The following is a 26938-nucleotide window of genomic DNA, read 5'->3' on the forward strand; positions in this document are numbered from 1 at the left end:
CGGCGACCCGGGGTCTATCCCGGGAGCGGGACGTCGGGAGCGTCGTCCTCGTCGCCGTAGGCCCTCTCCTCGAGGTCCTTGGCCTTCTCGTCGTTCTTGTCCGAGGCGATGCCGGTGTCGTGCTGGAACCCGTCCAGGCGTTCGACGTCGGGCTGCTCCTCGTCGGGGTGAAGACCCATAGGCTGCTCTTCGCTCATCCCGGTTCTCCTTTCCGCTGGGGGCGTCTGTCCTCCGGAAGCTACCCGTCACCGCGCGGGTCAACCCTGAATCAGGGGTGCGCTGCCCCGGAACGGCCCCTACCGCCCGCCCTCGATCTTGCGGCTGCGCTGCTCGACCGCCCGGGACCCGTACGGGTAGACGTCCAGCTCGGGCTCGCTGACCCGCGTGAGCTCGGCGGACTGCTCGGCGGACAGCGTGAGATCTGCGGCCTTGAGGTTGTCCGCGAGCTGCTCCCGGGTGCGGGCGCCGAGGATCACGGACGTCACGGCGGGCTGGTCCGCGACCCACCGCAGCGCGACCTGGGCAGAGGAGACGCCGTGCTCCCCCGCCACGGACGCGACCCCCTCGATGATCTCCCAGGTCTTCTCCTTGGCGTTCCGCGGACCCCACGCCTCCATGCCGCGCTGCGGGTTCTCGCCCAGCCGCGTCGCACCCGTGGGCTGGGTGTCACGCTGGTACTTCCCGCTCAGCCAGCCACCGCCGAGGGGAGACCAGGGCAGGAGGCCGAGACCGGCGTCGAGCGCGGCGGGCACGATCTCAGACTCGATGCCGCGCACGAGCAGGCTGTACTGCGGCTGGAGCGTCACGGGGGCGGCCCAGCCGTGGGCCTTGGCCTCGTAGGCGGCCTTGGTGATCTGCCAACCGAGGAAGTTGGAGAACCCGTAGTATCCGATCTTCCCGGCCGAGACCGCGTCGTCGAGGAAGCGGAGCGTCTCCTCGATGGGCGTGTGCGGATCCCAGGCGTGCATCTGGTAGAGGTCCACATGGTCGACGCCGAGCCGGCGCAGCGAGGCATCGAGCGCGGCGCGCAGGTGGCGGCGCGACGTTCCCAGGTCGTTGGGCCCCTCCCCCATCGGGAACCGCCCCTTGGTCGCGATGACCATCTGGTCCCGCCGGTCGGGGTTGGCCGCGAGCCAGCGCCCGATGATCTCCTCCGAGGTGCCCCGGCTGTAGACGTCGGCCGTGTCGAGGAAGTTCCCCCCGGCGGCGGCATAGTCGTCGAGCAGGGCGTGCGACGTCGGCTCGTCAGCTTCCGCGCCGAACGTCATGGTCCCGAGCGCGAAAGCGGAGACGACGGCGCCGCTCCGTCCCAGTGTGCGGTACTCCATGCGGGCGCCCTTCCTAGTCCTCGTACTCGTCGTTGCCCGCAGGCGGGTAGTCGTCGTCGTCGTCAGGCAAGGGCTCGGCCTGTTCCAGCAGGTCAGCCTCGTTCGCCTCGGGGTCCGCGCTGGCAGAGGGGGCACCTCCGCCGGGTAGGGCCGAGGTGCGCTGCTCGAGGTAGTCGGCCTCCGAGGCCTCCAGCGGGGTGCCGGCAGCGGGCTCGTCGGGCGTGACGGGACCCGCGGGAATGCTCTGCTCTACCGCGTCTGCTTCAGGCACTTCGTCAGTCATGTCCTGCCTCCTTAGGATCCTCATCGGCGTGCTCCAATGAGTCGGCGTACCCCCATGGGTCGGATCCTAAACGCCGGACCCCCCGACCTGACAGAGTCTTGCGACGGTGGCGCGCAGCTGCGCAGGAGTCGCCCTGCCCGTCCCCGCGGAATAGGCGGCGTCGGCGTGCAGCATCAGCGCCGCGAAGACGAGCGCGACGGCGAGGCGGGCCGTCTCCGGCGTCGTGCGCTGCTCGGCGAGGCGGATCACGCCCTTGCGCGCCCCCGAGGACCATTGGTGGAGGGCGGCGAGGAGGTCCGGCTCAAAGCCCATGAGCTCCTTGATGCGCGGGATATCGCCCTCCGGCCCACCGGCGATCCCCGCCACGAGCTCGCAGAGGTCGTCCACGAGGGTGCTGTGTGCCTCGAGGAACCGGCGTTCCTGCTCCTCGGACAGCGCCGTGGCGGGGAGCCCCAGGGTCGCGGCCGCCTTCGAGGGGAAGTAGTTGAAGAACGTCCGCTCGGAGATGCCCGCCTCGGCGCAGACGTCCGCGACCGTGACCTGCGCGAGGCCACGCTCGGCGGCGAGGGCGAACGCGGCGTCGTGGATTGCCCGCCGCGTCCGCTCCTTCTTGCGCTCGCGCAGGGTTCCCGGCGCGTCCTCGCGCATCGCGCTGCCCTCCATCCCGCTCACCCCCGGTGGACCCGGATCACGCCGGTGTCGGGGCCGGTCGGGGAGCCGGTCTCGGCGGCGGCCAGGGCGGCGTCGGACTCGAGGTCCTCTGCGGTGCTGCGGGCGTCGGCCTGCTCCTGGAGCGCCGAGCGCTGGCGCAGCGGCGGGACCTTGAAGAACCACGAGAGCACGAACGCGAGGACCGTGATCCCGAACCCGACCCAGTAGATGCTCACGGCGGAGTCGTTGAAGCCGACCATGAACGGCCGGGTGAGCCGCGCGTCGGCGCCCTTGAGGAAGGAGGTGTCCGAGGTGGTGGAGGACGAGGACCCCTCGGACGAGGACCCGTCCTTGAGCTTGTCGACCATCGTCGGCACGAGCCTGTCCACGATCGCGGACCGCTGCGCCTGGTCGGAGTAGTCCACCACGAGGCGGCCGTTCTCGACGGCGGCGCCGGCCTTCTGCGCGGCGGTCTCGAGGGCCTGCTGCTCGGCGGCGGGCTTCGCGGCTGTGATCTGGCTGTCGATCACCCCCTGGGCGGCGGACTCCGGGAGCACCCCTGCGGCGACCTGCTTCGCCACCGCGGCGGTCACCTGCTGCGTCACCGCTTGATCAGCGGCCTGCTTGGCGGCGGTGGCACCCTGGTCGAGCCCGGACTGCACCTGCTCCTTCACCGGGCCCGCGATGGGGGCCCAGATCTTCTCCATGACGCCCCTGTTCGCGGGATCGGACGCGACCGAGGGCGTGAGGGCGGCGTCGAGGGCGCTCGTGAGGTCGTCCTTGTTCTGCATCGCGGAGCTGATGTTGGCCGACATCGTCGCGAACAGGACGGAGAGCAGCACGGCCGTGCCGAGCGTTCCGCCGATCTGCCGGAAGAAGGTGGCAGAGCTCGTGGCGACGCCCATGTCCCGCGGAGTGACGGAGTTCTGGGAGGCCAGGATGAGCGACTGCATGAGCTGGCCCATGCCGAGCCCGATGAGGAACATCGCGATCATGAGGTACCAGAGCGGCTTGTCGACCGTCATGGACGTCAGGACGAGGTAGCCGATCGCGACGAGGAGTGTGCCCGTTACCGGGAAGATGCGGTACTTCCCGGTGCGGGAGACGATCTGGCCGGAGGCAATCGAAGCAATCATGAGGCCGCCGATCATGGGCAGCGTCGCGAAGCCGGACTCGGTGGGGGTGAGGCCCGTGACGAGCTGCAGGTACAGCGGGAGCGTGAGCATGGCCCCGAACATCGCGAAGCCCACGAGGAAGCCGAGGACGGTGGCCATCGAGAAGGTGCGCGAACGGAAGAGCCGCAGGGGGATGATCGCGTCCGCGCCCATGGCGCGCTCGATGAGGATGAACGCGACGAGCCCGACGCCGCCGATCACGTAGCAGGCGATCGACGCGGCGGAGTCCCAGCCCCACTCGCGCCCCTGCTCGGCGACGAGCAGCAGCGGGACGAGCGTGACGACGACGGCGGTGGCGCCCCACCAGTCGATCCGCGGCGCCTCGTGCTTGTGGAACTTCGGCAGGTGCAGGAACGCGAGGACCATGAGCAGCGCGAGGATGCCGATGGGCACGTTGATCAGGAACACCCAGCGCCAGCCGGAGATCCACATGATCTGGTTCGCATCGGCGAAGACGCCGCCGATCAGCGGGCCCACCACCGAGGAGACGCCGAAGACGGCCAGGAAGAAGCCCTGGTACTTGGCACGCTCGCGCGGGGCGAGGATGTCGCCCATGATCGCGAGCGGCAGCGACATGAGAGCGCCGGCACCGATGCCCTGGAACGCCCGGAACCCGGCGAGCATGATCATCGAGGTCGAGAACGAGGACAGGAACGAGCCCAGGATGAACACCGCGAGGCCGAAGATGTACAGCGGGCGGCGGCCGAAGATGTCCGAGAGCTTGCCGTAGATCGGCGTCGTGATCGTGGAGGTGATGAGGTACGCGGTGGTGACCCAGGCCTGCTGGTCGAGGCCGTGCAGGTCGTCCCCGATGGTGCGGATCGCCGTGCCGACCACGGTCTGGTCGAGGGACGAGAGGAACATCCCCGCCATGAGGGCGTAGATGACCAGCATGATCTGCCGCTGGGTCATGACGGCGTCCGACGGCGCGGCTGTCGCCGGGGAGCCTGCCGATGCGTGAGACATGGAGGTGTCCGAATCTGTCAGAGGGGTTCAGGAGTCAGGGGCCTGGGAGCGCAGTCGTTCGCCGAGGCAACTTTGCAGACTCTGCAAGTTTACACACTCTGCAAGAATCCGTCACCACGGGCCGGGGCTACCCCTCGTCGATCCGCTTGAGCAGGTCGCCGAGGGCCTCGCGGATGTCGTCATGGCCGTACTGCGAGGCGCGGCTCTCCCCCGAGATCACGGCGCACCGGTGCACCTTCGCCAGATCGCTGAAGGGGAACTTGTAGCGCCCCTTGGTGCCGCCCTCGTCGTCGTCCACGCCGAGGAACCACTTCGCGTACTCGTCCTCGCCGTGCTTGTCGAGGTACGCGCTGAGCTCCTTGGCCGACGGCGCGTGCTCGCTCCAGTCGTCCCGCGAGTCCCGCACCACCTTGCCCTCGCGCACGAGCGCCTTCGCGTTCTCGTACGCCTTCCTGTTCAGCTTCACCGCAGTCCCTCCTTCCCGACGCACGACGCCGGGATGCGCCGTCCGCGGAAGGCTTACCCGGCGCCGGGGTGCTGAACCGGCCGCGGCGGATCCTGCCGCCTGCGGGCCTGGGCGCGCCGCGCTGTCGAGCGGAAGACCACGGCGGCCTGCTGCCCTGCGGGGCTGAGGCGGCGGCTGGCGAGGTGGGCCAGGAGGATCCTACGGTTGGGGGAACGCTCGATGGGGACGGAGACGATGTCCGGGCGCAGGGCGGAGAGCGCGAGCTGGGGAGCGAGGGCTATCCCGATCCCCGCCGCCACCATGCCCTGCGTCTCCTGGTAGTCGTTGGCCGCGAAGGCGACGCGCGGTTCGAAGCCGGCGTCGCGGCAGACCCGGCTGAGGACGTCGGCCACCGGGTGCTCGTCGCGGACGACCCACTCCTGGTCCCGCAGGTCTGCCACGCGCACGGGCCCGGCGTCGGCGAGCGGGTGCTCGCGGGGCACGAGGAGCACGGTGGGGTCGCTCATGAGGGGCGTGACCGTGAGCTCGTCGTCCTCGATCCGCTCCCACGGATAGTCCCACAGGAGCGTCAGCTCGATGTCACGCCTCTTCAGCCGCTCGATGAGGCCGCCGCGGCGCGCGCTGACGACCGTGACGGCCACGTCGGGGTGGCGCGCGCGGAACGCGAGCACGACGTCGGGCATGAGGGAGGCGCCCACCGTGGGGAAGGTGCCCATCCGGAGCTGCCCGCGCCGCAGTCCCGCGAACTCGTCCATCTCGGCCCGGGCGGCGTCGATCGTCCTGTCGATGTCGTCGGCGTAGCGCAGCAGTGCCGTGCCGGCCTCCGTCAGGGCCACCCCTCGCGGGCGCCGCTCGAGCAGGGCCACGCCCATCTCCTGCTCGAGCTTGGCGATCTGCTGGGAGACCGCCGACGTGGTGAAGGACAGCGCCGCCGCGGCGGACGTCAGGGAGCCGAGGCGAGCCACCTCGCGCAGCAGGTGGAGCCGGCGCAGATCGAGGTCAGCCATACAGAGACCTTAGCAGGAATAGACAGTGGTCGATTTCTTCGTGATTGTGCTGAAGGCTCGGCGCCCCGATCGTAGAAGGAGCAGGCGCTGTGAGGCGCGACACCCCACGACACGAAGGAGACGGCAGTGCGACTACACGGTCACTGGTACCGGGGCGGCACGAGCAAGTGCTGGCTCTTCGACGCACAGGACATGGCCCAGCACGCGGACACCCGCGAGGAGATGGTCGGGCTGCTGGCCGACGCGTTCGGTGCGGCGGACGCCCGCCAGCTCGACGGCGTCGGCGGCGGCACCTCGACGACCTCCAAGGCCGCGATCATCACCGCGACCCCCGCGGGGCCGGCTGATCTGGACTATCTGTTCGCGCAGGTGGGGATCGGCGAGCCGACCGTGGAGCTCGGCTCCAACTGCGGCAACTGCGCCACCGCCATCGCCCTGTATGCCGTCCAGGCCGGGCTCGTCGCCCCCGCGGAGGGCACCACGCGGGTCCGGATGCGCAACCTCAACACCGGGGCGGTCCTGACGGGGACGATCGCGACCCCCGGCCGCCGGATCCCGACCTCTGGGCGGGCCACGGTGCCGGGCAGCGACGCTCCCGGCGTGCCGGTCAGCCTGTCCTTCCACGCTCCGTGGGGGCAGACGACGGGAGCGGTGCTTCCCACCGGCAGCCCGGCAGACCGGCTCGCCGTCGGCCACACCGTGCTCACCGCCTCCATGGTCGACGCCGGGGCTCCCGCCGTCTTCCTCCGCGCGGACGAGGCAGGGATCGACCTGTCCAGGATGGATTCCGGCCTGGCCGAGCACCTCCCCCAGCTCCTCGCCGCCCGGGCCGCCGCCGGCGTCGCCATGGGGCTGCGGAGGCCGGAGGATCCGCCGCAGAACGCGATCCCGAAGGTCGGGGTCGTGGCCCCTGCAGGGGACTACACGGCGGCCGACGGCTCCAGGATCGCGGCGGACAGCCACGACGTGCGGGTGAGGATGCTCTCGATGCTCGCACCCCACCCCGCGATCGGCCTGACCTCGGCTGTCGCGGTCTCCCTGGCGGGGGCGGTGGCCGGATCGGTCGTGGCCGACGCCCTGTCTCCGGTGGACACCGGAAGGAGCACGAGGCTCCTGCGCATCGGCACGCCGGCCGGGGTCATCACCACCGAAGCCATCACCGACGGCTCCGGCGCCGTCACCGAAGTCGCCCTCCACCGGGCGGCACGCCAGCTCGCGGTCGCCGACATCGACGTCGCACGGCCGCTCGCCCAGACGGCGTAGCACCCATCACCAGCCCCCTGTCATCATGGACAGGGCAGAACTCCAGGAAGTTGTTCAATGAAGATCAAAGCCATCCTCGGGCACCTCTACGTCCAGGTCCTCATCGGCGTCGGGCTGGGCATCCTCGTCGGCGCACTGTGGCCCGACCTCGGCGCAGACCTGAAGCCGCTCGGTGACGGGTTCGTGAAGCTGGTGAAGTTCATGATCGCCCCGATCGTGTTCTGCACCATCGTCAGCGGCATCACGTCCCTGACGGACACCAAGAAGATCGGCCCCACGCTGCTGCGCTCGCTCGGGCTCTTCTATGCCCTCACCGCGCTGGCGCTCGCCCTGGGCCTCGCCTCGGTCATGCTGTTCCAGCCCGGCGCGGGCATGCACGTCGACCCGGCCCATCTGGACGCCGGCGTCGCGGCGAAGTACACGAGCCAGATCCACAACAACACCCCCGTGGACTTCCTCCTGAGCCTGATCCCGACCACCTTCGTGGGCGCCTTCGCCGACGGCGAGGTCCTGCCCGTGCTCCTGATCGCGCTCCTCTGCGGCTTCGCCTTCACCCGGCTCGGCGCCGCCGGCAAGCTCGCCCTGGATGTGGTCAACAGCTTCAACAAGCTCCTGTTCGTCATCTTCGGCTACCTCATGAAGGTGGCCCCCATCGGGGCCTTCGGCGCCATGGCGTTCACGGTCGGCAAGTACGGTGCGCACTCCATCGGCAACCTCGGCCTGCTCATCCTGGCCTTCTACGCTGCCTGCATCGCCTTCGTCGTGATCGGGCTGGGCATCCTCGCCAAGATGAACGGCGTCAGCCTCTGGCAGGTCATCCGCTACTTCAAGGACGAGATCTTCATCGTCCTGGCCACCTCCTCGAGCGAGCCGGTGCTCCCCCGCCTGCTCTCCAAGCTCGAGCGCATCGGCTGCAACCGCGGCGTCGTGGGCCTCGTGGTCCCCACCGGCTACTCCTTCAACCTCACGGGCACCGCCGTGTACCTCACGCTCGCCTCGATGTTCATCGCCCAGGCCTGCGACATCCACCTCAGCTGGGACCAGATCCTGCTCATGCTCGGCATGATGCTCCTGACCTCCAAGGGCGCCGCGGGCGTCACCGGTAGCGGCTTCGTCGCCCTTGTGGCCACCCTCGCCGTCATGCCGACCCTGCCGGTCGCGGGCGTCGCGCTCATCGTCGGCATCGATCGCTTCATGAGCGAGGCCCGCGCCCTGACCAGCACCATCTGCAACATCGTCTCCTGCATCGCGGTCGCACGATGGGAGAAGGCCCTGGACACTGAGGTCCTGCGGGCCGAGCTCAGCTCGGGCTTCGTGCCGATTGAGGCAGTGGCGGAGTCAGAGACTGAGTCAGAGACTGAGTCAGAGACTGAGTCAGAGGCGGAGGCAGAGAAGCAGGGCGCTGCAGTACCCGCGGCCGCGCACTGACGCCCAGCACCGCACTGACGTCCAGCATGGAGTGCTCCGGAGCCCGCGCAGGGCGCCGGAGCACTCCGGCGTTCGCGGTGCTAGGGAGAGGCCGCCGCGGCGAGTCGGAGGCGCCGCTCCGCGAGGGTCGCGAGGAAGAGGGCGTGGTCCGGAAGGACGCTGTCCTCGAAGACCGCCCGTGCAGAGTGGATCGGCGCCCAGTCCGCGGGGTCTAGGTCCAACGACCCGGCCCCCAGGTGCCCGTAGGAGCCGGGGACCTCCTGGAGGACCCTCGAGAAGTCCTCGGATCCCGCCTTGGGGTTGAGCAGGGTCTCGAAGCGGCTCTCGCCGAAGAGGTCCTGCGCGGTGGACGCCCAGAACCCGGCGTGCTCGGCGTCGTTGATGGTGGCGGGGAGGGTGCGCCGGAACGCCACCTGCGCGCGGAGCCCGTGGGCGTGGGCGATCCCGGTGACCAGCTCGGGGAGCTCGCGCTCCAGGCGGTCTTCGACCTCAGGGGTGAAGCAGCGGATCCCGGCCCTGAAGTAGGCGCTGTCCGGGATGACGTTGGGCGCGGTCCCGCCGTGGAATTCGCCCACGGTGAGGATGACGGGGTCGAAGACGTCGAACCGCCGGGTGATGTAGGTCTGGAGCGCCCCGATGATCTCGGCGCCGGCCTGGATCGGGTCGAGCGCCTGGAAGGGGCGGGCGCCGTGGCCGCCTCGGCCGTCGATGACGACGTCGAGCCGGTCGAAGGCCGCCATGTAGGGACCGGGGCGGTTGGTGAACACCCCGGCCACGGCGTCGGAGACGACGTGGAGACCGTAGGCGCCGGACGGCCGGGGGCCGGCGGCGTCGAGGACGCCTTCCTCGATCATGACCTGGGCGCCGTTGAACCCTTCTTCTCCCGGCTGGAACATGAAGATGACGTCCCCCTGCAGCTGGGCGCGCCGGGCATGCAGGAGCCGGGCGGCGCCGACGAGCCCGGCCATGTGGAGGTCGTGTCCGCAGGCATGCATCGAGCCGTTGCGCGAGGCGAACGGCAGCCCAGTGCTCTCGGACAGCGGCAGGGCATCCATGTCCCCGCGCAGCAGGACGCAGGCCGGGGCGCCATCTGGGCTTCCGCCGCGCAGGACGGCGGTGACCGACGTCGTGCGCGTCCCGGTCGTGACTTCCAGGTCGAGGCCGCGGAGGGCCTCGAGGATGAGGCCCTGGGTCTGGGGCAGGTCGAGGCCGGTCTCGGGGACCTGGTGGAGTTCACGGCGCAGGGCCACCAGGTCGGCACCGTGTTCGTGGGCCACAGCGGCTCCCCTCGTGTGGGTTCTCGTGCTGCCCATCATGCACCCGGCAGCGTCCCCGCGCGCCGCACCCGTCCGCTGCCGCCCGGGGGAGCTTCAGCCCGCGGGGCCCCGGACCTCCGCGATCGGGATGTCGAGGTCGCGGCCGAGTCGCACCCAGTGCGCGGTCGTCTCCCCCGTGAACCGCCGGGCGAGGTCCTCACGCGTGAGGCCCACGTGGGCCGCGAGCCGCTGGGCGAAGGGCCGCTCGAGGGCGGCGACGGCGACGAAGCCGTCGCGGGTGGCGTAGACGCCGTATCCGGCCAGGCCACCGGCGAGCACGCCGCCCGGGGCGGTGAGGCCGTGCCGTACTGCGGCGGCGGCGTCCCGGCCGGCGTCGTCGAGAACCACCCTGACGTGGCCGCCGTCACCGCCCCGCTCCCGTTCGAGCAGGGCCAGCAGCGCCGCGGACACGGCGCGCTCGGCTCCGAGCAGGTCCGCCACGGGGACACGCGGCATCGACGGGGGGCTCAGCAGGCCGTGGAGGGCCTGGTAGGTGAGGTCGTGGCCGGGGCGCTCGGCGTCGTCGCCCGCGAAGCCCACGATCTCCACGTGGGCGAGCCGGAGGCGCCGCACCGCCTCCGGGATTCCGAGGCGGGCCAGGGCCGAGAGCCGCATCGCCGTGATCAGAAGCCCGGCGTCGGCGAGGATCTCCGCGAACCGGTCGCGGCCGGCGTCGTGCCTGAGGTCCAGTGCCACGACGTCCTGGCCGGCCACCAGCTCCCGGTACCAGTCCGGTGCGGCGGCCGCGAGGGGGTCTCCCTCCGGCGGTTCGACCTTGACGACGCGCGCGCCGAGAGCGGCCAGCCGCGCCGCGGCGAGTGGGCCGGGGAGGTTCACCGCCAGGCACACTGCCGTGGTGCCCGCGAGCGGCTTCACGCCTACGCCTTCGCGGCCGGCGGGACCGTCAGGCTGCCGTAGCGCTCCATGCGGTGCCAGCGCAGGTGGACACCGGCGAGGGCGGTGACGACGGACTGGATGACGACGAGGTACATGAGCTGACGGTAGACGAACTGCTGGAGCGGCAGCGTCCACAGCGGACCGAGCCGCTCCCGGTCGAGCCGGAACGCGTACGCGGCCATGAGCAGCTGGACCAGCAGGAAGACGAGCCACAGCGCCGCGATGCGGAAGGGGTCCAGGAAGACCAGGCCGTAGACGGCGAACACGTCGACGATGGGTGCGAAGAGCGGCAGCAGGACCTGCAGCATGAGCAGGTATCCGAGCCCCCGCCGGCCGAGCTTCCCAGCCGCCCCGCGCTGGACGACGGCGCCGCGGTGCTTCCACATGGCCTGCAGGGTGCCGTAGCACCAGCGGTAGCGCTGCTTCCACAGCGCGCCGAGCGTCGCGGGGGCCTCGGTCCAGGCCCGCGCGCTCTCCTCGTACACCACCCGCCAGCCCTGGCGGCACAGCGCCATGGTCAGGTCGGTGTCCTCCGCGAGCGTGTCGTCGCTGACGCCGCCGACGGCGAGGAGCGCGTCGCGCCGGAACGCGCCGATTGCCCCGGGCACGGTCGGCATGCACTCGGCGAGGTCGAAGAGCCGGCGGTCCAGATTGAAGCCGACGACGTACTCGATGTGCTGCCACGCCCCGAGGATGCCGCCGCGGTTGGCCACCTTCGTGTTGCCGGAGATGGCGCCGATGCGCGGGTCCGCGAACGGCTGGATGAGCGCGTGCACGGTGTCCGGCTCGAACACGGTGTCGCCGTCCACCATCACCACGATCTCGTGGCTCGCGGCGAGCAGGCCCTCATTCAGCGCGGAGGGCTTCCCGCCGTTCTCCTTCCGGATGACGACGACGCCGGGCAGCCTGAGCGCGTCGACGATGTCCGCGGTGCCGTCGGTCGACCCGTCGTCGACCACGATGATCTCGACCGGGTGCGTGGAGGCGGCGATCGAGCGGACGGCCGCCTCGATGCCCGCCGACTCGTTGTAGGCCGGGACGATCACGGTGACCGGCTCCGTGACCTCGGGCCGGCTCAGGACGCCCACGGTGCGGCGGCCGCGCCCAACCCGCCGCCTCCGCCGGGCCTCGCGGCTGTGGCGAGCGGCAAAGCCGATCACGAGCACGGCCCGGGCGAACGTCACGGCGCCGGCGGCCACGAGGGCCCAAGAGATGGCTGTGACCACCCAGTCGCTCAGCCGCACGCCCCACACGAAGGCCGTGCCGCTCACCTCCTGGGCCAGACTCGCGGGTCGGGTGCTCTCGACGCCGACGGCGTCACCCGCCGTCGTCGCCCGGTACCCCCGGGCGGCGGCGTCCGTGAGGAAGGAGTCGAGGGCGGCGACCGTCTGCGCGCGGTCCCCGCCGCCGTCGTGCATGAGGACGACCTGGCCCGGGCGCTGCCGCGCGTCCGGCCCGGGCAGCGCGAGGTTCTGCAGGATGGCCCGCTCGCCGGGACGCTGCCAGTCCTTGCTGTCGAGGGTGCTGAGGACGGTGAGGTAGCCCTGGTCGGCGGCGGAGCGGATGGCGGACCACGTGTCGTCCCCGACCGCCTCGTTGTCCGAGCTGTACGGGGGCCGCAGGAGCGAGGCGGACCGCCCCGTCACGCCGGTGATGGCCTGCTGGGCGCCCTCGATCTCGAGGTCACGGCGCCAGGCGGGGGCGTTGCCGAGGTCCACGTGGGTGAGGGTGTGGACGGCGACCTCGTGCCCCTCGTCGGTGATGCGGCGCATGAGGTCGGGGTGGTCGATCGCGGCCGAGCCGACCACGAAGAACGTCGCGTGGACGTGGTGCTTGGCGAGGACGTCGAGGACCTGCGGCGTCCACACGGGGTCCGGGCCGTCGTCGAACGTGAGCGCGATCGTGCCGTCGGCGGGACCGGCCGTCTGCACCGCGCCGCCGCGCGCGTCGATCACGGGGCCGCCGTGCGAGACGGCCGTTGGCACCGTCGCCGATGCGGCGTCGGCGCCCGTCGACTGCTCCGCGTAGCTGGCCGAGCGCCCCACATACCCCTGGACCGTGAGCGCGAGTCCCAGGGCGAGCATCGTGATGGCCAGGACGAGCCAGTGCGCGCGGACTCGGGCCGGCTGCGCGCCGCGGCTGCCCCGCGCACGACGCCGCGTGGCCGGGTCGAGTGCCGGCGCCGTCATGGGTGCGCGGGGGCAGTCGGGCGCGTGGTCTGGCCCGGAGCCGTGTCGCTCTTGCCGTTGACGGCCGACGCCGCGGCGGACGGGGCCGGGGCCGCCGTGGCTGCCGGCACAGGGGCCGCCGGAGCCGCCGTGGGAGCGGGAGCCGGTGCCGCAGTCGCGGGCGCCTGGACCGCACCGGGCTGCGGGACCGCCACCGGCTCGTTGCCCGCGGGATGGGCGGCCGCCTGCGTCCGGGCCACGGAAGAGGGCTCCGGCGCGTGTGCGGTCGCCGCCGAGGAGGGAGCCGGCGATGGCGGGGCGGAGGGCGCGGGGGCGCCGACGGCTTGGCGGGGAAGGTAGGGGGCGGCGACGTTCGGGCCGCCGAGCAGCGCCACTCCAAGGAGCAGGGTATAGGCGGCCACGATGGCGAGGGCGAGGATCCAGATCGCCCGTACGCGGCGCAGACGGCGCCCCGTGGAGTCTACGAAGACGGGCCCCACCGCAGGGTCGGGCCCCGGTTCCGGGGTCTGGAGAACGGGCAGGGGGCTGGTCTGGGGTCCAGGGGATGCCGTCATCGGGCACCTATTCTAGGCGACGCTCCACGTCGCACGTCACCAATGTGCGCGAAGGCCTCTACAAGGTCATCGGCGCTACACACCGCGTCCAGAGCAGCCTGCCACACCGGGTCGGAGACATCACCCGTGGAACCCGCGCCTGACGGGCGACCTCGGTGATCGTGGAGATCCCATGGTAGGCCGCCAGGACGACGGGACTGTGCGCCATCGACGCATGGAAGCGGGGCATCCGTCAGACCGCGCAGCAGGACAGCCTGCTCACGTCCGTGCTGTAGGACTGGGCAGCGATCTTGATCCCCTCGGCCATGGTGAGGTAAGGCGCCCACATGCCCGCCACCTGCTCGACGGTCATGCCCGCTTCGAGGATGTACACCCCGGCGGCCGCGAGGTCTCCAGCGTCCTGCCCCACCGCCGTGAGCCCCAGGATCCGCCCGGTGTCGTCGTCGGCCACGATCTTGACGAAGCCCCGCGTGTCACGGCTCACGAGCGCGCGGGGAACGAACTCGAGCGGCAGGACCCTGCAGCGGCACGGTGTTCCTTCCCCGGTGGCCTGCCGGTCGGTGAGACCGACTGCAGCGACCGCCGGGCTCGTGAAGGCGACGCGAGGAAGGTGTCGGTAGTCCACCGTGCGGGCCGCGTCGGAAAACGCATTGTCGACGACGATGGCCCCGTGGGCGGCGGCAACATAGACGAACTCCCGGTTGCCCGTAACGTCTCCCGCGGCCCAGATGCGGGGATTGCTGGTCCGAAGTCCGGCATCGACGAGGACCTCGCCATGCGAGCCTGTCTCCACACCTACCGACTCGAACGCGAGGCCGTCGGTGACGGGCCGGCGGCCCGTGGCCATGAAAAGCTTCTCTGCACGCAGTTCCCGATCAATGCCCGCGACCTGCGCCGCTGCCACCACCTCGCCCGTGCCCGGGTCCCTCGTCACCGAGGTGAGGGCGGCCCGGCGCAGCACCTCGATGCCCTCGTCCTTGAACACCGCCGAGAGGGCGAGGGAAACCTCGGGCTCTTCCTGCGAGAGCAGCCGGGACCGGACGAGGAGCGTCACGGACGATCCGAGGCGGGCGAAGAGCTGCGCCATCTCCACGGCCGTATACCCGCCGCCGACCAGGAGGAGGGAATCCGGGACGACCTCCAAGTCCATGGCAGTCGTGGACGTCAGGTAGGGGATCTGTTCCAGCCCCGGCACCTCGGGCGCCCACGGCTCCGAGCCGGTCGCGACGAGGAAGTGCTCAGCCGCGAGTCTCCGCCTCCCGCCGTTGGCATCGGTGACCTCCAGGAGCGGCCGATCGGGCGTGCCGGAGAACGCTGCGGTCCCGCGGACCAGGTCCCACCCGTAGTCGTCGATGAGGTCGAGGTACTTCTCGGAGCGCATCCGTTCCACGAGGTCCGCTTTGCCAGCCATGAGCGCCGGCATGTCCACACGGCCTGCCTGTGCGGCGATGCCCGGGAAGCGGGACGACGCCGTGACGGCGGTGTGCCGTGCCTCCGCGGCGGCGAGGAGGGCCTTCGAGGGGATGCAGCCGGCGTTGACGCACGTGCCGCCCACGGTCGAACGCTCGACCATCGCGACGCGCTTCCCCAGCCCGCTCGCCCGGATCGCGGCGGCGAATCCGCCTCCCCCCGAGCCGATGATGATGAGGTCGTAGACGTCGTCCGCTTCTGCCATGCAGCAAGTCTCAAAGCTGCCCCCACGGGGAAGGTCAAGAGGGTCCGCGGATGCTGTTTCCCACCAGCGTCCGGAATCGGAATGGTGACGGGGCGCACGACGTTCTCGCAAGGGACCGCCGGGGCAGCCAGAGCTGGCGGGGCAGCCACGACGACAGGTTCGGACATGAGGAGGCCGCACATGCGGATCAGAGAGGCCGCGGCGGCGGCCGGAATGACGGCCAAAGCCCTCCGCTTCTATGAGGGACGAGGACTCCTGCCGCCCACGCGACGGTCGGCAAATGGGTACAGGGACTTCGACGAGGGCGCGCTGCGGCGGCTGGACTTCATCCGGCGCAGCCGCGAGGCTGGCCTGAGCCTGGAACAGGTCAAGGACATCATCGATGTCAGCGAGTCCGGGGACGCCCCCTGTGCCCACGTGAGCGAACTCCTCGCCCGGAGGCTGTCCGAGGTGGAGGCACAGCTCGCCCATCTGGCCGAGGTCCGTGCCTCCATCCTTGCGGGGCAGGAGCGCATGGCCGGGGTCCGCCCCGAGCAGTGCCGGCTCGGGGAGATCTGCAGCTACCTCTGACCCCGGTGCTGCGCCGCGTGCTGGACCGCGTGCCGCACGGGCGCATTGGGGGCGCCGAAACCGTCATACCCGTCGATCCGCTGCACGACCTCGAAGAACACGCTGCCCACCGTGGCCGTGTAGAAGTGCAGGAATTCGCCGTGCTCGTCGCGGTCATAGAGGAGGTCGAACTCGCGCAGTGCTGCGAGCTTGCCCGGGGGCAGCTCGAACCGGGCGTCGAGGTCCTCGTAGTAGTTGTCCGGGATGGGCAGGAACGGCAGGCCGCGGCGGCGGCAGGCCTGGGCGTGCGCGATCAGGTCCGGGACCTCGATCGCGATGTGCTCGGCGAACGTGTCGAAGACAGTCCCGCGCACCGAGTCCGCCCGCACCCACGGGGCCAGGTTCAGCGCGAGGCGGACCGCCCGGCCCCCGTCCGCGAGCGGGGTCTGCATGACCTGCGAGCGCACGAGCCCGCTCGGGCTCGAGACGTCCTGCGAGGGCTGCGGCGTCAGGGCGAGCGTCGAGGAGTAGAACAGGACGGCCTCGTCGTAGTGCTGCCACGGCTGGGCGAGGTTGATGTGGTCGATCCTCGCCCGGCCACCGCGCGCGCCGGAGCCGACGGACGACGGCGAGCGGTCGCCGTCGTGCGCCGCCTCGCCTTCCCCGCCGCCGAACTCGCGGGTCCAGCGGGCGTCCTGGCACAGGAACACCTCGGTGCCGTCGGGGGCGCGGACGGCCTGGAGGATTTCCTCGCCGGCCTGGGAGGCGCGCGCGACGGGGACGGCCTTGAGCTGGGAGGCGCGCGCGACGGCCTTGACGGCGTCGTCCACGTCGAAGGCCAGCGCGGAGATCCCGGGGGCGACACCGCGGGCCTGCTGGCGGTTCAGGACGATCCGCGCGTCCCCCAGCGTCCAGAGCGAGACGGGCTTGGTGCGGTGCTCGCCCTGGGAGGCGAACCCCAGCTGGGCGAGGAGCCGCTCGAGGGGGTGCGTGTCCTCGGCGGTGACCTCGGCGAAGTTCATGCCCGACGGCGGCGCGACCTCGGGGAGCGTGCGCAGGGGCATCGCGGGCTTCGCCGCGGGGGCGGCCAGGGCGCCGTCGTGCTCCGCGGCGACGCGCTGGGCCGCCACGTGCTGGGCCGTGCGCTCCTCGAGCCAGATGAGCGAGCGCATCGCGTCCACGGCGGTGCGCTCCACGTCGGCCTGCCGGAACGTGTCGTTGAAGACCTCGAGCGAGACCGGGCCGTTGTAGCCCGTGTGTGCCACGTGGCCGAGGAACTTGGGCAGGTCGAACTGGCCCTCGCCGGGGAAGACGCGGTAGTGGCGGCTCCAGTTGAGGACGTCCATGGAGAGCTTGGGCGCGTCGGCGACCTGGACGAAGAAGATCTTCTCCCCCGGGATCTTCTCGATGGGCTCGGTGTCCCAGCCGCGCGAGAGGATGTGGAACGTGTCCAGGCACGTCCCGAGGCTGGGGTGGTCGGCATCGGCGACGAGGCGCCAGGCATGCTCGTAGTCGTTGACGTAGGTGCCCCACGCGAGGGCCTCGTAGGCGACCTTGACGCCGTGGTCCGCGGCGAGCTCGGCGAGGCCGTGGAGCTGCTCGGTCCGCAGCGCATCGTCGTCGATGCTCGCGGTGCCCACGTTGGAGCACACCAGGATCGTCTCGATCCCGAGGCGGCCCATGAGCCCGAACTTCGCCTCGGCGCGGCGGAGGTTCGCGCGGTACAGCTCCTCGGGTACGGAGTCGAGGTCGCGGAACGGCTGGTAGAGGTCGAGGCCGAGGCCCAGGTCCTCCGCGAGCAGCCTCACGTCCTCGGGGCTCAGGGACGAGGTCACGAGGTCCGTCTCGAAGATCTCGACGCCGCCGAACCCGGCCTTCGCCGCTGCGCGCAGCTTCTCCTCGAGGGTCCCGGACAGGCAGACGGTGGCGATCCCGGTGCGCATCAGCGGGCACCCGCCGTCGTCGCGCCCGCCGTCTCGGCTTCGGCGCGCTGCTCCGCCGCAATCAGCTCGAGGAAGTGTGCGCGCATGCGCTCGGCGTCGGGCTCGAGGCCCGTGAAGATGCGGAAGGCGTCGACGGCCTGGCCCACGGCCATGCGGCCGCCGTCCAGCACGCGGCAGCCGGCGGCGCGCGCCTCGCGGACCAGCTGCGTCTCGATCGGCCGGTAGACGATGTCCGCGACCCAGTGGCGCGGGGTCAGCAGCGACGTGTCGAAGGGGGTTCCCGGATGCGCCGCCATCCCCACCGGCGTGCAGTGCACGACGCCGTCCGCGGCCTCCAGCAGCGAGGCGAGCTCCGCCGTCGTGCGCGCCTCGACGGACGCGGCGGGGAAGAGCGCGGCGAGCTCGGTGGCGCGGCCCTCGGCGCGGGAGCGGTCGACGTCGACGATCACCAGATGCTCGACCCCGGCGGTGAGCAGCGCGTAGGCGACCGCGGAGCCGGCCCCGCCCGCGCCGAGCTGGAGGACCCTGCCGAGCGCCGCGTCGGGCAGCCCGGCACGGAAGGCGGAGAGGAAGCCGGACATGTCGGTGTTGTGGCCCACGGTGCGGCCGTCGGCGCCGATGACCACGGTGTTGACGGCGCCGAGGCGGCTCGCGTCCGGGTCGACCTCGTCCAGGTGCTCGATCACGAGCTGCTTGCACGGGTGCGTGATGTTGAGCCCGTTGAAGCCGAGGTTCCGGGCGGCGCGCACGAGCTCCCCCACGGACTCGGGGGCGAGGCCGAGGGCGGCGATGTCGATGGGCCGGTAGAGGTAGAGGAGGCCGTGCTCGGCGCCCTCGCGCTCGTGGAGCGAGGGGGTGAGGGACGGCGTGACACCGTCCCCGATGAGGCCGATCAGGTACGACTCCGTGGTGAGGCTCATGGTTTCCTTTCGGGCGGTTGCCCGTCGTGGGGTCTAGTGGCGGGGCAGGCGCGCCGCGAGTTCCTCGGCGGCCTCGTGGAGCGCGGGCAGCTGGTCGACGAGATCGTCGATGCCCATGCGGACGGTCGGGGCGGAGCAGGCGATGGCTGCGAAGGCGCGGCCCGCCTCGTCCAGGACGGGGACGGCGACGGCGCGCATGCCCACCTCGTTCTCCTCGTCCATGAGCGCGTAGCCCTGGCTGCGGATGCGGTCGATCTCGGCGCGGAACGCGCCCCGGTCGGTGATGGACTTCGGCGCGACCGGCGCGAGCTCGAGGCTCTCGACGAGGTGCTCGCTGTCCTCGGGAGCGGCGAACGCGACGAGGGCCTTGCCGACGGCGGAGCAGTGCAGGTGGCCGCGGTAGCCGGGGTCGCTCGTGACGCGGAACGCCTTGGGGCCGTCAACCTTCGCGACGGTGAGGAACCTGTCGTCGTCGCGGACCGCGAGGATGCTCGCCTCCTGGGTCTTCTCGGTGAGGCGGGTCAGCACAGGATTCGCCGTGCCCGCGAAGCCGAGGCTGTTGGCGACGTAGAGGCCAAGCTGGAACACGCGCAGGCCAAGGCTGTACTTCTTCCCCTCCGGCTCGAAGTCCACGAAGCCCGCGCGCTGGAGCGACTGCAGCAGCCGGTAGGCGGTGCTGAAGGGCAGGTCCGCGCGGCGGGAGAGGTCCGCTGCCGTCGTAGCGCCTGGAGCGTCTCCGAGCATGACGAGGAGGCTCAGCGCCTTGCCGACCATGTCGGTCTTGCCAGGCTTCGGCGCTGGCTCGTCGGGGGTGAGCGGGGTCATGTTCCGATGGTGCCACAATTCTCACATTGTGGCAACGATCACCGAGATGTGGGAATTGGCCCGGCCTTCGGCCCTGGTATGGCCGCTTCGCCCCGGCCGCGCGTCACGCGCTCTGGGTGAAGGGCTGCCCGGCGAGCGCGGCGCGGATGGCGTCGGTGAGCTGCCCGCCATCCGGCAGCGGGGCGGGCCCGCGCGGCGTCTGGAAGACGCGGCAGGCCGGCCGCCCCGTCCGCACGCCGGGGAAGGGGTCCCTGCCGCCGACCAGGATGGTGGGCGAGCCGGCGAAGCCCAGGCGAAGGGCCTGCTGGCGGCTGCGGACCTCGATGGCGAACACGTCCACCTCCGCCGCCCCCGCCAAGCGGGCAGCGGAGCGGGCGAGATGAAGGGCCGCCTGCCATTGCGGGCAGTCCTCGATGTAGAGGACCTCGATCCTCGGCGGAAACATCATCTCGACCCCTCCTCCTGCCAAGCCCTGGGAGCTGCCTCTCCAAAATCCTGTTTCTCAATTTTAGATGTCGCACACGCCGAGATCAATCGGGGCGCCCAGTGGTCGGGTTGGGGGCGCGGGGGGGGCCCGGGCCTACGCCTTCCGGCGCCGCAGGAATGCGGCGAGCCGGCCAGGGAACTCCTGGGGATCGGCCGCGGGGCGCGGCGGCTCGCGGCGGACAGGGGCCACGAGCGGGTCCAGCCCGCGGTCGACGGCGGCCTTCGCCGCCCGCAGCGACGCCGGCGAGAGCGGGCGCCACCTCGCGAGGAGCCTCTCCAGCTCGTCGTCCAGAGCACCCTCGTGGGCCACCGTGGTGACGAGGCCGATCCGCAGTGCCTCCTCGGCGGAGAGCATGCGTCCTCCGTAGAGGAGGTCCTTGGTCCGCGAGGGCCCGATACGCAGCGACATGCGGGTCGCGAACGACGCGGGCACGAGGATCCCGAGCCGCGAGATCGGCATGCCAAGGTGGGCGGCGGCGTCGGCGAGCTGGACGTCGCAGGCGAGGGCGAGCTGGCAGCCCCCTCCTGCCGCCACCCCCTCGACGACCGCCAGCGTGGGCATGGGGAGGTCCTCGATGGCCCGCAGCGCCGCCTCGAGGCGCCAGAAGCTGCGGTCGACCTCCGCGGAGCTCGCCCCATCCCACTCCCGCAGGTCCGATCCGGAGCTGAAGACGCCGCCGCGCCCGCGGAAGACGACCGCGCGCAGCGTGCTGCGCCCAGCGAGCGCGGTCGCGGCCTCCCCGAGCTCGTCCCACTGCCCGGACCGGAGCGCGTTGAGGCGCTCCCCGGTGCCGAAGCTGACGACGGCGACCGAGCCGTCGTCGTCGACCCTCACCCCGCCCGCGGCCTCCACGGCAGGCCCCGTCACCCCACCGTCCCGGCGGCGCGGAGCCGCTCGATGTCCGAGCGGCTGTAGCCGGCCGCGGCGAGGACCGCGTCGCTGTGCTCGCCCAGGCCGGGCGGCGGGGTGCGGACGGAGGGCGGCGTGCGCGTGAGCCGGATGGGGCAGGCCAGCGTCCGCAGAGCGCCGGCCGGGTGGTCAAGCTCGGCGACCATGCCGCGGGCCAGGACCTGCGGGTCGGAGAGCGCCTCCGGCACCGTCTGGATCGGCCCGGCGGGCACCCCCGCGGCGTCGAGCCTCTCCACCCACGTGCCGGTGGTCTCGGCGGCGAGGACCTCCTCGAGGAGCGGGATGAGCTCGCCGCGGTGCTCCACGCGCAGAGGGTTCGTGGCGAACCGGGGATCCCCGGCGAGGTCCGGCCGGCCCACCGCCTCGGCGAAGCGCCGCCACAGCCCGTCGTTGCCCACGGCGAGCATGAGGTGGCCGTCCGCCGTCGGGAACGCCTGGTACGGGGCAATCGTCGGGTGGGCCGAGCCATAGCGCCGGGGCGTCTCGCCGCTCGCGAAGTACCCGCTGGCCACGTAGGTGAGCCACGCGACCGAGCCGTCGAGCAGGCTGATGTCCACCCACTGGCCGTGCCCGGTGCGCTCCTTCTCGTGCAGGGCCGCGAGGATCCCGATCACGGCCCACGTCCCCGCAATGAGGTCGGCGCTGCTGATCCCCACCCGCACGGGCGGACCGTCCGGCTCCCCGGTGACGCTCATGATCCCGCTCCGGGCCTGCGCGATCGCGTCGTAGCCGGCCCGGCCGGCGTCGGGCCCCGTCTGTCCGTACCCGCTGATCGAGGCGTACACGAGCCCGGGGTTCCCGGCGGCGAGCTCCTCGTAGCCGAGCCCGAGCCGGGCGGCGGTGCCCGGGCGGAAGTTCTCGACCACGACGTCGGCCTCCCGCGCGAGCCGTCGCACGGCGTCGAGCCCCTCGGGCGACTTCAGGTCCACCGCGAGGCTCCTCTTGTTCCTGTTCACCGACAGGTAGTACGCCGCCTGCCCGCCGTGGAACGGCGGCCCCCACTGCCGAGTGTCGTCGCCCTGCCCCGGCTGCTCGACCTTGATCACGTCCGCGCCGAGGTCGGCGAGGGTCATCGTGGCGAACGGACCGGAGAGGATGCGGCTCAGGTCGAGCACCACGAGGTCCCTCAGAGGGCCGTCCGCCACGACGCCGCCCCCAGAAGCGGCGTCGGGGCGGACGGAGGTGCCGCGCAGGGTCATGCGTGGCGCACCCGGCCGCGGTGGGTCCGGCTCTCGGTCGACCCGGGCGCCGCGGTGCTCCGCTTGGGGAGGAGCAGGAGGGCCACCATGGCCACGGCCGCGCAGATGATGATGTAGATCGAAATCGCGGTGGACCCGCCGGTCTCCTGGAGGAGCGCGGCCGCGATGAGCGGCGCGGGGCCGCCCGCGATCACGCTCGCGAGCTGGTAACCCATGCCAGCGCCGGTGTACCGGATGTCCGCGTCGAAGCTCTCGGCGATGAGTGCGGCCTGGGGCCCGTACTGGACGTCGTGGAAGATCAGGCTGACCACCACCGCGACGCCCATCAGCAGGGCATCGCGTGTGTTGAGCAGGCCGAAGTACGGGAACGCGTAGAGCGCAGTGGCCACGATTCCGATGCCGTAGACGAGCTTCCGGCCGAAGCGGTCGGACAGTATGCCGAAGACAGGGATGCTGATGAGCCCGAGCGCGGCGGCGATCAGGGTGTCGACGAGGATCGCGTCGCTGCTGGTCTTCAACTGCTTCGTCGCGTACGTGATGACAAAGGTGATGAAGATGTAGAACGGAGCCTGCTCCGAGGCCCGGACAAAGGCGGAGAGGAGGATCTCCTTGGGCTGGCGGCGGAAGGCCTCCATCAGGGGCACCTGCACGACCTTGTCCGCCTTGCGGACCGCCTCGAACTCCGGGCTCTCGACGACCCGCAGCCGCACGAAGAGGCCGACGCCGACGAGGACGATGCTCAGCAGGAACGGGATGCGCCAGCCATACGTGATGAAGTCGCTGCCCGTCACCCCCGAGGTAAGGCGGACGAGGCCGGTCGAGAGCACCAGGCCGAGCGGCACGCCCATCTGCGGCCAGCTGGCGGAGAGACCGCGGCGGTGCTGCTGGCCCCATTCCATCGCGATGAGGACCGAACCGCCCCACTCACCGCCCACGCCGATGCCCTGGATGACACGCAGCACCGTCAGGATGATCGGGGCCCAGACGCCGATGGCCTGGTAGGTGGGCAGCACACCGATGAGCACCGTGCCGAAGGCCATGAGGAACAGCGTGACCATGAGCGTGGTCTTGCGCCCGATCCGGTCGCCGTAGTGCCCGAAGATCGCCGCGCCCACGGGCCGGGCCACGAAGCCGACGAACTGGGTGCCGAAGGCAGCGATGACGCCGGCGAAGTTGTCGCCGCCGGGGAAGAACAGCTGCGGGAAGACCAGCGCGGCCGCCGTGCCGTAGAGGAAGAAGTCGTACCACTCGATCGTGGTGCCGACGACGCTCGCGTAGGTGGCGCGCCGTACGGCCTGTTCTCGGGTTACTGCTGGTGCACTCATCACTACCTCCAGTGGCATGATGCGGGGCCTGGCGGGCCCTGAAATGTGGGTGCTCGATGCGGATAGAAGGCCGCTGCTCGTCGCAGGGTCGAGGGTGGCGGTTGCCGTCGGCAGCCCCCACGTCGTCGTGGTAGCGCAAACCCGTATGCTGATTCCGGTACCCATAATCCGGATTTCGAAAACCAGCTGTCAACGGTTTTTCGCAAGGAGGCCCGAACCGATGGCCAAGGAACCGGGCGCGGCGTCCGCGCCGCTCCTCGTGCTCGTCAAGGTCGCCGCGATCCTCAAGTGCTTCTCCCTCGAGGACCCGGAGCCGACCCTGCAGCAGATCATCCGCAGGACCGGCCTGCCGGCGAGCACGTGCCAGCGGCTCGTCCAGAACATGGTGCGCGAGGGCTTCCTGGACAGGGACGGGGACCGGTACCGGATCGGGATCCGCTTCGTGCAGTGGTCGGCGCCCGGGACCATCGGGCTGGACATCGTGCGGGCCGTCCGGCCCATCCTCCACGCGCTCCGGGACGAGACCGGGGAGACGGCATGCCTCTACGTGCGCGACGGCGCCCACCGCACGGTCGTCGCCGTCGCCGAGACCCGGCACGTCGTCATCCGCCCGTTCTACGTGGGCCAGGTGATGCCGATCCACGCCGGCGCGCCGGGGAAGATCTTCCTCGCCTTCGACCCGGAGGCGCGGGCGGCCATCGAGGCGAGCGAGCTGACCCGGTTCACCGAGAACACCCCGGGCACGTGGGAGCAGCTGGACGCGCAGGTCGAGCTGGCCCGCTCGCAGGGCTTCTTCGCCGCGTTCGGCGAGCGCAACAGCGACGTCGGCTCGATCAGCGCCCCCGTCTACGACCACCTCGGCGATCTGGCCGCAGTGCTCGGCGTCGGCTTCCCTCTCCAGCGCATCGGTCCGGACGACGTCGAGTGGCTCGGTCCCGCGGTAGCCCGGGCCGCCCGCGAGGCGAGCGAGGCCATCGGCTACCGCTCCCCAGAGATGCACTGATGCATCATGTTTCTGCAACACGTTGACGCGTTGCAGAAATGGTGTCACTCTTAGAAGGTCGCTGTGACAGCGACCACAGCTGAAGGTGACCGAACGAGGAGGTTCGCATGGCGACGATCGCCGACATCGCGCAGGCCGCCGGCGTCTCCAAGTCCACCGTGTCCCGCTCGTTCACCCGTCCCGACTCGGTCAACGCCGAGACCCGCGAGCGCATCCTGGCCGTGGCGGCGGACCTGGGCTACCGGCCCGCCCCCGCCAAGGCCGAGACCACCGGAACCATCGCGCTGTTCATCCCGGACATCGCGAACCCCTACTACCCCCCGCTCGTGAAGTCCATCCAGGCTGCCTGCCAGCGGCAGTCGCTCTCGCTGATCGTCGTCGACGGCGAGGACGACCCGGAGGCGGACGCCGAGGAGCTCGAGCGCGTCATCGGGCGCGTCGACGGGGCCATCGTCTTCGCCCCGAGGCTCGACGCCGGGCGCCTCCGCGCGCTCGACGCCGTCGCGCCCGTCGTGCTCATCAACCACGTCACCGAGGGCCTCCCCTCGGTGATCCTCTCGGCGCCCGAGGGTGCGCGGCAGGCGATCGAACACCTCGCGGCCCTCGGCCACCGGGCAATCGCCTACCTCGCGAGCCGGGAGGACAACTACTCGTCCCGCGTCCGCCTGGCGGCCGCGGAGGAAGCGGCCGACCACCTCGGCGTCACGCTCCGCGTGCTCACCCACGCAGAGCCGACCTACGCTGCCGGCGTCCGGGGCGCGGACCTCGTCCTCGCAGAACCGGTCACGGCAGTGATCGCGCACAACGACCTCATGGCCTTCGGGTGCATGAACCGGCTCATCGACCGCGGCGTCGAGGTCGGCAAGGAAGTCAGCGTCGTCGGCTTCGACGACATCTGGCTGGCCTCGGCCTCCCGGCCAACCCTCACCACGGTGACCACGCCGTACGAGCGGGGCGGCGCCGTCGCCCTCCGCATGCTCACCGAGCGGATCGGCGACCCCGACCGCCCGGCGAGCACCGTCCACCTGTCCGGGGACCTCGTGGTCCGCGGCAGCACTGGCCCCGCGCCGGCCCAGCTCGGCTGACCGGCCACCCCCCTTCCGTTCCACCCCTCCCGTCCCGCCCCGCATGAAAGGCGAGCACATGAGCAACCTGCCAGGCAACCTGTCCGGCATCGTCGACCCGGACGTCAAGACCCCCGAGGAGCAGGCGCGCCGGCTCCGCCGCGCCAAGAAGGCCGCGCTCGCGGCGTTCCTCGGAGGCGCCCTCGAGTACTACGACTTCTTCGTCTACGCGACGGCGGCGTCGCTCATCTTCTCCAAGATCTTCTTCCCGGCCGGGGACCCGGTCGTGGCGCAGATCTCGGCATTCGCGACCTTCGGCCTCGCCTACGTGGCCCGCCCGTTCGGCGCGATCGTGTTCGGCCACCTCGGCGACCGGATCGGGCGCAAGAACACGCTCGTCATGACCCTGGTCCTCATGGGGGCGGCGACCTTCCTCATCGGCGTCCTGCCGGACTTCCACGCCGCTGGGTACCTCGCCCCGGTCCTCCTCGTCGCGCTGCGCCTCCTGCAGGGCCTCTCCGCCGGGGCCGAGACCGCAGGCGCCTCCGCGCTGACGATGGAGGAGTCCCCGGTCGGGCGCCGCGCGTTCTTCCCGTCCTTCGCGATGAGCGGCATCTCGACCGGCATCGTCCTGGCGTCCCTCGTGTTCCTCCCTGTCGCCGCGATGAGCGAGGCCGACCGTCTCGCGTGGGGCTGGCGCATCCCGTTCTGGTCCTCGCTCGTGGTCCTCATCGTCGCGTACCTCGTGCGCCGCTCGCTCGAGGAGCCCGAGGTCTTCGAGGAGAAGGCCCAGCACAAGGACCTCGTGAAGCTGCCCTTCATGGAGATGCTCAAGACGCACCCGGCGCAGTTCTTCCAGGTCGCGCTCATGTCCTTCGAGACCGTCACGAACACGTTCATGCAGTCCTTCGGCCTCGCCTACGCCGTCTCCGTGGGCATCAACGCCCAGACCATGCTCTGGGTGAGCATCCTCGGGAACGTCATCGCGATCGCCACCCAGCCGCTTTCCGCCTACTTCGCGGACAAGTTCGGCCGCCGGCCGATCTTCATCGCCGGCATCATCGGCTCCGGCGCGCTGATCTTCGTCTACTTCTGGGCGATCTCGACGGCGAACATCCCCCTCGTGTTCGTGGTCTCCACGCTCATCACCGCCGGCACGTACGCGATGTCCAATGCGATCTACCCGGCCTGGTTCGCCGAGCTGTTCAACGTCCGCGTCCGCTACTCGGGCATGGCGATCGGCCTGCAGATCGGCATCCTCTGCGCTGGCTTCACGCCGCTCCTCGGCACCGCGCTCGTCGGCGGCACCGCCGCCAACTGGGGGCCCGCCGCCTGGATCGTCGCCGGCTCGACCGTCCTGGCCCTCATCGGCGCCCTCTGGGCCCGGGAGACCTACCGGACCCCGATCCACGAGCTGGGCAACCAGGTCCACGGCTCGAAGTAGGGACGCGACCCCGCAAGGGCACGGACGCGACCCCGCAAGGGCAGGGAAATGACCCCTCAACGTTGTTACGTT

25 protein-coding genes are annotated in these 26938 nt (G+C 71.3%); 6 read left to right on the forward strand and 19 right to left on the reverse strand.

Annotated features, from left to right (window positions below):
• Nucleotides 1-14: 14 nt before the first annotated feature.
• The 7 genes from ABD298_RS15865 to ABD298_RS15895 all read right to left on the reverse strand — a co-directional run bounded on the left by ABD298_RS15865 (nt 15) and on the right by ABD298_RS15895 (nt 5876).
• A complete protein-coding gene (locus ABD298_RS15865) occupies nt 15-197 on the reverse strand; it encodes a hypothetical protein (protein ID WP_344300745.1) in 183 nt (60 codons plus the stop codon).
• Between the two features lie 99 nt (nt 198-296).
• Nucleotides 297-1328 carry an aldo/keto reductase gene (locus tag ABD298_RS15870; RefSeq protein ID WP_344300746.1) on the reverse strand — a complete coding sequence of 344 codons (1032 nt, stop codon included), beginning with the start codon at nt 1326-1328 and terminating at the stop codon, nt 297-299.
• Between the two features lie 13 nt (nt 1329-1341).
• Nucleotides 1342-1611, reverse strand: coding sequence for a hypothetical protein (locus ABD298_RS15875; RefSeq protein WP_344300747.1), 270 nt, complete (start codon nt 1609-1611; stop codon nt 1342-1344).
• Between the two features lie 66 nt (nt 1612-1677).
• The gene (locus tag ABD298_RS15880; RefSeq protein ID WP_344300748.1) at nt 1678-2274 is read right to left on the reverse strand and encodes a TetR/AcrR family transcriptional regulator; all 597 of its coding nucleotides are present in this window, start codon (nt 2272-2274) and stop codon (nt 1678-1680) included.
• A gap of 5 nt (nt 2275-2279) precedes the next feature.
• Entirely contained in the window at nt 2280-4403 is a 2124-nt protein-coding gene (locus ABD298_RS15885) for an MDR family MFS transporter (protein ID WP_344300749.1), read from the reverse strand.
• A gap of 127 nt (nt 4404-4530) precedes the next feature.
• The gene (locus ABD298_RS15890; protein ID WP_344300750.1) at nt 4531-4869 is read right to left on the reverse strand and encodes a hypothetical protein; all 339 of its coding nucleotides are present in this window, start codon (nt 4867-4869) and stop codon (nt 4531-4533) included.
• Nucleotides 4870-4922: 53 nt separating this feature from the next.
• A complete protein-coding gene (locus ABD298_RS15895) occupies nt 4923-5876 on the reverse strand; it encodes a LysR family transcriptional regulator (RefSeq protein ID WP_344300751.1) in 954 nt (317 codons plus the stop codon).
• 126 nt (nt 5877-6002) lie between these two features.
• Here ABD298_RS15895 and ABD298_RS15900 point away from each other — a divergent pair, with 126 nt between their 5' ends.
• Together ABD298_RS15900 and dctA are read left to right on the forward strand one after the other, a co-directional pair.
• Nucleotides 6003-7139 carry a PrpF domain-containing protein gene (locus ABD298_RS15900; protein ID WP_344300753.1) on the forward strand — a complete coding sequence of 379 codons (1137 nt, stop codon included), beginning with the start codon at nt 6003-6005 and terminating at the stop codon, nt 7137-7139.
• Between the two features lie 57 nt (nt 7140-7196).
• On the forward strand, nt 7197-8567 hold the full coding sequence (dctA, locus tag ABD298_RS15905) for a C4-dicarboxylate transporter DctA (RefSeq protein WP_344300754.1): 1371 nt from the start codon (nt 7197-7199) through the stop codon (nt 8565-8567).
• 80 nt (nt 8568-8647) lie between these two features.
• Here the strand turns inward: dctA and ABD298_RS15910 are convergent, their stop codons facing one another.
• The 5 genes from ABD298_RS15910 to merA form a co-directional block, all read right to left on the reverse strand.
• The gene (locus ABD298_RS15910; RefSeq protein ID WP_344300755.1) at nt 8648-9844 is read right to left on the reverse strand and encodes a M20 metallopeptidase family protein; all 1197 of its coding nucleotides are present in this window, start codon (nt 9842-9844) and stop codon (nt 8648-8650) included.
• Between the two features lie 93 nt (nt 9845-9937).
• Nucleotides 9938-10759: a CoA transferase gene (locus ABD298_RS15915; RefSeq protein WP_344300756.1), complete on the reverse strand. Its 822-nt coding sequence runs from the start codon at nt 10757-10759 to the stop codon at nt 9938-9940.
• 2 nt (nt 10760-10761) lie between these two features.
• Nucleotides 10762-12969, reverse strand: coding sequence for a bifunctional polysaccharide deacetylase/glycosyltransferase family 2 protein (locus ABD298_RS15920; protein WP_344300757.1), 2208 nt, complete (start codon nt 12967-12969; stop codon nt 10762-10764).
• Nucleotides 12966-13523 (reverse strand): hypothetical protein, encoded by a 558-nt coding sequence (locus ABD298_RS15925; protein WP_344300759.1) that lies wholly within the window; start codon nt 13521-13523, stop codon nt 12966-12968. Before ABD298_RS15925 ends, ABD298_RS15920 begins: the two co-directional genes overlap by 4 nt.
• 232 nt (nt 13524-13755) lie before the next feature.
• Nucleotides 13756-15198, reverse strand: a complete 1443-nt coding sequence (gene merA, locus ABD298_RS15930; protein WP_344300760.1) for a mercury(II) reductase — start codon at nt 15196-15198, stop codon at nt 13756-13758.
• A 180-nt stretch (nt 15199-15378) separates the two neighbouring features.
• Between merA and ABD298_RS15935 the strand changes: the two genes are divergently transcribed.
• Entirely contained in the window at nt 15379-15768 is a 390-nt protein-coding gene (locus ABD298_RS15935) for a MerR family transcriptional regulator (protein WP_344300761.1), read from the forward strand.
• Here ABD298_RS15935 and ABD298_RS15940 read toward each other — a convergent pair.
• The 7 genes from ABD298_RS15940 to ABD298_RS15970 all read right to left on the reverse strand — a co-directional run bounded on the left by ABD298_RS15940 (nt 15759) and on the right by ABD298_RS15970 (nt 23355).
• A complete protein-coding gene (locus ABD298_RS15940) occupies nt 15759-17690 on the reverse strand; it encodes a bifunctional sugar phosphate isomerase/epimerase/4-hydroxyphenylpyruvate dioxygenase family protein (protein ID WP_344300762.1) in 1932 nt (643 codons plus the stop codon). The two genes, ABD298_RS15935 and ABD298_RS15940, sit on opposite strands and share 10 nt — an antisense overlap.
• A complete protein-coding gene (locus tag ABD298_RS15945; protein ID WP_344300763.1) occupies nt 17690-18610 on the reverse strand; it encodes a shikimate dehydrogenase in 921 nt (306 codons plus the stop codon). The genes ABD298_RS15940 and ABD298_RS15945 overlap by 1 nt, the downstream gene beginning before the upstream one ends.
• A 33-nt stretch (nt 18611-18643) precedes the next feature.
• Nucleotides 18644-19435, reverse strand: coding sequence for an IclR family transcriptional regulator (locus ABD298_RS15950; protein ID WP_344300764.1), 792 nt, complete (start codon nt 19433-19435; stop codon nt 18644-18646).
• Between the two features lie 103 nt (nt 19436-19538).
• Nucleotides 19539-19883: a thioredoxin family protein gene (locus tag ABD298_RS15955; protein ID WP_344300765.1), complete on the reverse strand. Its 345-nt coding sequence runs from the start codon at nt 19881-19883 to the stop codon at nt 19539-19541.
• Nucleotides 19884-20015: 132 nt separating this feature from the next.
• Nucleotides 20016-20789, reverse strand: coding sequence for an enoyl-CoA hydratase/isomerase family protein (locus tag ABD298_RS15960; protein ID WP_344300766.1), 774 nt, complete (start codon nt 20787-20789; stop codon nt 20016-20018).
• A complete protein-coding gene (locus ABD298_RS15965) occupies nt 20786-22030 on the reverse strand; it encodes a CaiB/BaiF CoA transferase family protein (protein ID WP_344300767.1) in 1245 nt (414 codons plus the stop codon). The genes ABD298_RS15960 and ABD298_RS15965 overlap by 4 nt, the downstream gene beginning before the upstream one ends.
• The gene (locus tag ABD298_RS15970; protein ID WP_344300768.1) at nt 22027-23355 is read right to left on the reverse strand and encodes an MFS transporter; all 1329 of its coding nucleotides are present in this window, start codon (nt 23353-23355) and stop codon (nt 22027-22029) included. Before ABD298_RS15970 ends, ABD298_RS15965 begins: the two co-directional genes overlap by 4 nt.
• A gap of 220 nt (nt 23356-23575) precedes the next feature.
• Between ABD298_RS15970 and ABD298_RS15975 the strand changes: the two genes are divergently transcribed.
• The 3 genes from ABD298_RS15975 (at nt 23576) to ABD298_RS15985 (ending at nt 26866) form a co-directional block, all read left to right on the forward strand.
• The gene (locus ABD298_RS15975; protein WP_344300770.1) at nt 23576-24358 is read left to right on the forward strand and encodes an IclR family transcriptional regulator; all 783 of its coding nucleotides are present in this window, start codon (nt 23576-23578) and stop codon (nt 24356-24358) included.
• Nucleotides 24359-24465: 107 nt separating this feature from the next.
• The gene (locus ABD298_RS15980; protein ID WP_344300771.1) at nt 24466-25443 is read left to right on the forward strand and encodes a LacI family DNA-binding transcriptional regulator; all 978 of its coding nucleotides are present in this window, start codon (nt 24466-24468) and stop codon (nt 25441-25443) included.
• A 58-nt stretch (nt 25444-25501) separates the two neighbouring features.
• A complete protein-coding gene (locus ABD298_RS15985) occupies nt 25502-26866 on the forward strand; it encodes an MFS transporter (RefSeq protein WP_344300772.1) in 1365 nt (454 codons plus the stop codon).
• Nucleotides 26867-26938: the final 72 nt, after the last annotated feature.

This window comes from Sinomonas flava (genome assembly GCF_039531875.1).
In the GTDB taxonomy this organism is placed as follows: Bacteria; Actinomycetota; Actinomycetes; order Actinomycetales; family Micrococcaceae; genus Sinomonas; species Sinomonas flava.

Excerpts from the sequence above, each read along its gene's own strand:
- ABD298_RS15920 (WP_344300757.1), bottom strand. The coding sequence starts at position 12,969 with ATGACGGCGCCGGCACTCGACCCGGCCACGCGGCGTCGTGCGCGGGGC.
- ABD298_RS15895 (WP_344300751.1), bottom strand. The coding sequence starts at position 5,876 with ATGGCTGACCTCGATCTGCGCCGGCTCCACCTGCTGCGCGAGGTGGCT.
- ABD298_RS15970 (WP_344300768.1), bottom strand. The coding sequence starts at position 23,355 with ATGAGTGCACCAGCAGTAACCCGAGAACAGGCCGTACGGCGCGCCACC.
- ABD298_RS15940 (WP_344300762.1), bottom strand. The coding sequence starts at position 17,690 with ATGCGCACCGGGATCGCCACCGTCTGCCTGTCCGGGACCCTCGAGGAG.
- ABD298_RS15945 (WP_344300763.1), bottom strand. The coding sequence starts at position 18,610 with ATGAGCCTCACCACGGAGTCGTACCTGATCGGCCTCATCGGGGACGGT.
- ABD298_RS15955 (WP_344300765.1), bottom strand. The coding sequence starts at position 19,883 with ATGATGTTTCCGCCGAGGATCGAGGTCCTCTACATCGAGGACTGCCCG.
- ABD298_RS15950 (WP_344300764.1), bottom strand. The coding sequence starts at position 19,435 with ATGACCCCGCTCACCCCCGACGAGCCAGCGCCGAAGCCTGGCAAGACC.
- ABD298_RS15880 (WP_344300748.1), bottom strand. The coding sequence starts at position 2,274 with ATGGAGGGCAGCGCGATGCGCGAGGACGCGCCGGGAACCCTGCGCGAG.
- ABD298_RS15980 (WP_344300771.1), top strand. The coding sequence starts at position 24,466 with ATGGCGACGATCGCCGACATCGCGCAGGCCGCCGGCGTCTCCAAGTCC.
- ABD298_RS15985 (WP_344300772.1), top strand. The coding sequence starts at position 25,502 with ATGAGCAACCTGCCAGGCAACCTGTCCGGCATCGTCGACCCGGACGTC.
- dctA (WP_344300754.1), top strand. The coding sequence starts at position 7,197 with ATGAAGATCAAAGCCATCCTCGGGCACCTCTACGTCCAGGTCCTCATC.
- merA (WP_344300760.1), bottom strand. The coding sequence starts at position 15,198 with ATGGCAGAAGCGGACGACGTCTACGACCTCATCATCATCGGCTCGGGG.
- ABD298_RS15935 (WP_344300761.1), top strand. The coding sequence starts at position 15,379 with ATGCGGATCAGAGAGGCCGCGGCGGCGGCCGGAATGACGGCCAAAGCC.
- ABD298_RS15975 (WP_344300770.1), top strand. The coding sequence starts at position 23,576 with ATGGCCAAGGAACCGGGCGCGGCGTCCGCGCCGCTCCTCGTGCTCGTC.
- ABD298_RS15925 (WP_344300759.1), bottom strand. The coding sequence starts at position 13,523 with ATGACGGCATCCCCTGGACCCCAGACCAGCCCCCTGCCCGTTCTCCAG.
- ABD298_RS15865 (WP_344300745.1), bottom strand. The coding sequence starts at position 197 with ATGAGCGAAGAGCAGCCTATGGGTCTTCACCCCGACGAGGAGCAGCCC.
- ABD298_RS15875 (WP_344300747.1), bottom strand. The coding sequence starts at position 1,611 with ATGACTGACGAAGTGCCTGAAGCAGACGCGGTAGAGCAGAGCATTCCC.
- ABD298_RS15885 (WP_344300749.1), bottom strand. The coding sequence starts at position 4,403 with ATGTCTCACGCATCGGCAGGCTCCCCGGCGACAGCCGCGCCGTCGGAC.
- ABD298_RS15870 (WP_344300746.1), bottom strand. The coding sequence starts at position 1,328 with ATGGAGTACCGCACACTGGGACGGAGCGGCGCCGTCGTCTCCGCTTTC.
- ABD298_RS15965 (WP_344300767.1), bottom strand. The coding sequence starts at position 22,030 with ATGACCCTGCGCGGCACCTCCGTCCGCCCCGACGCCGCTTCTGGGGGC.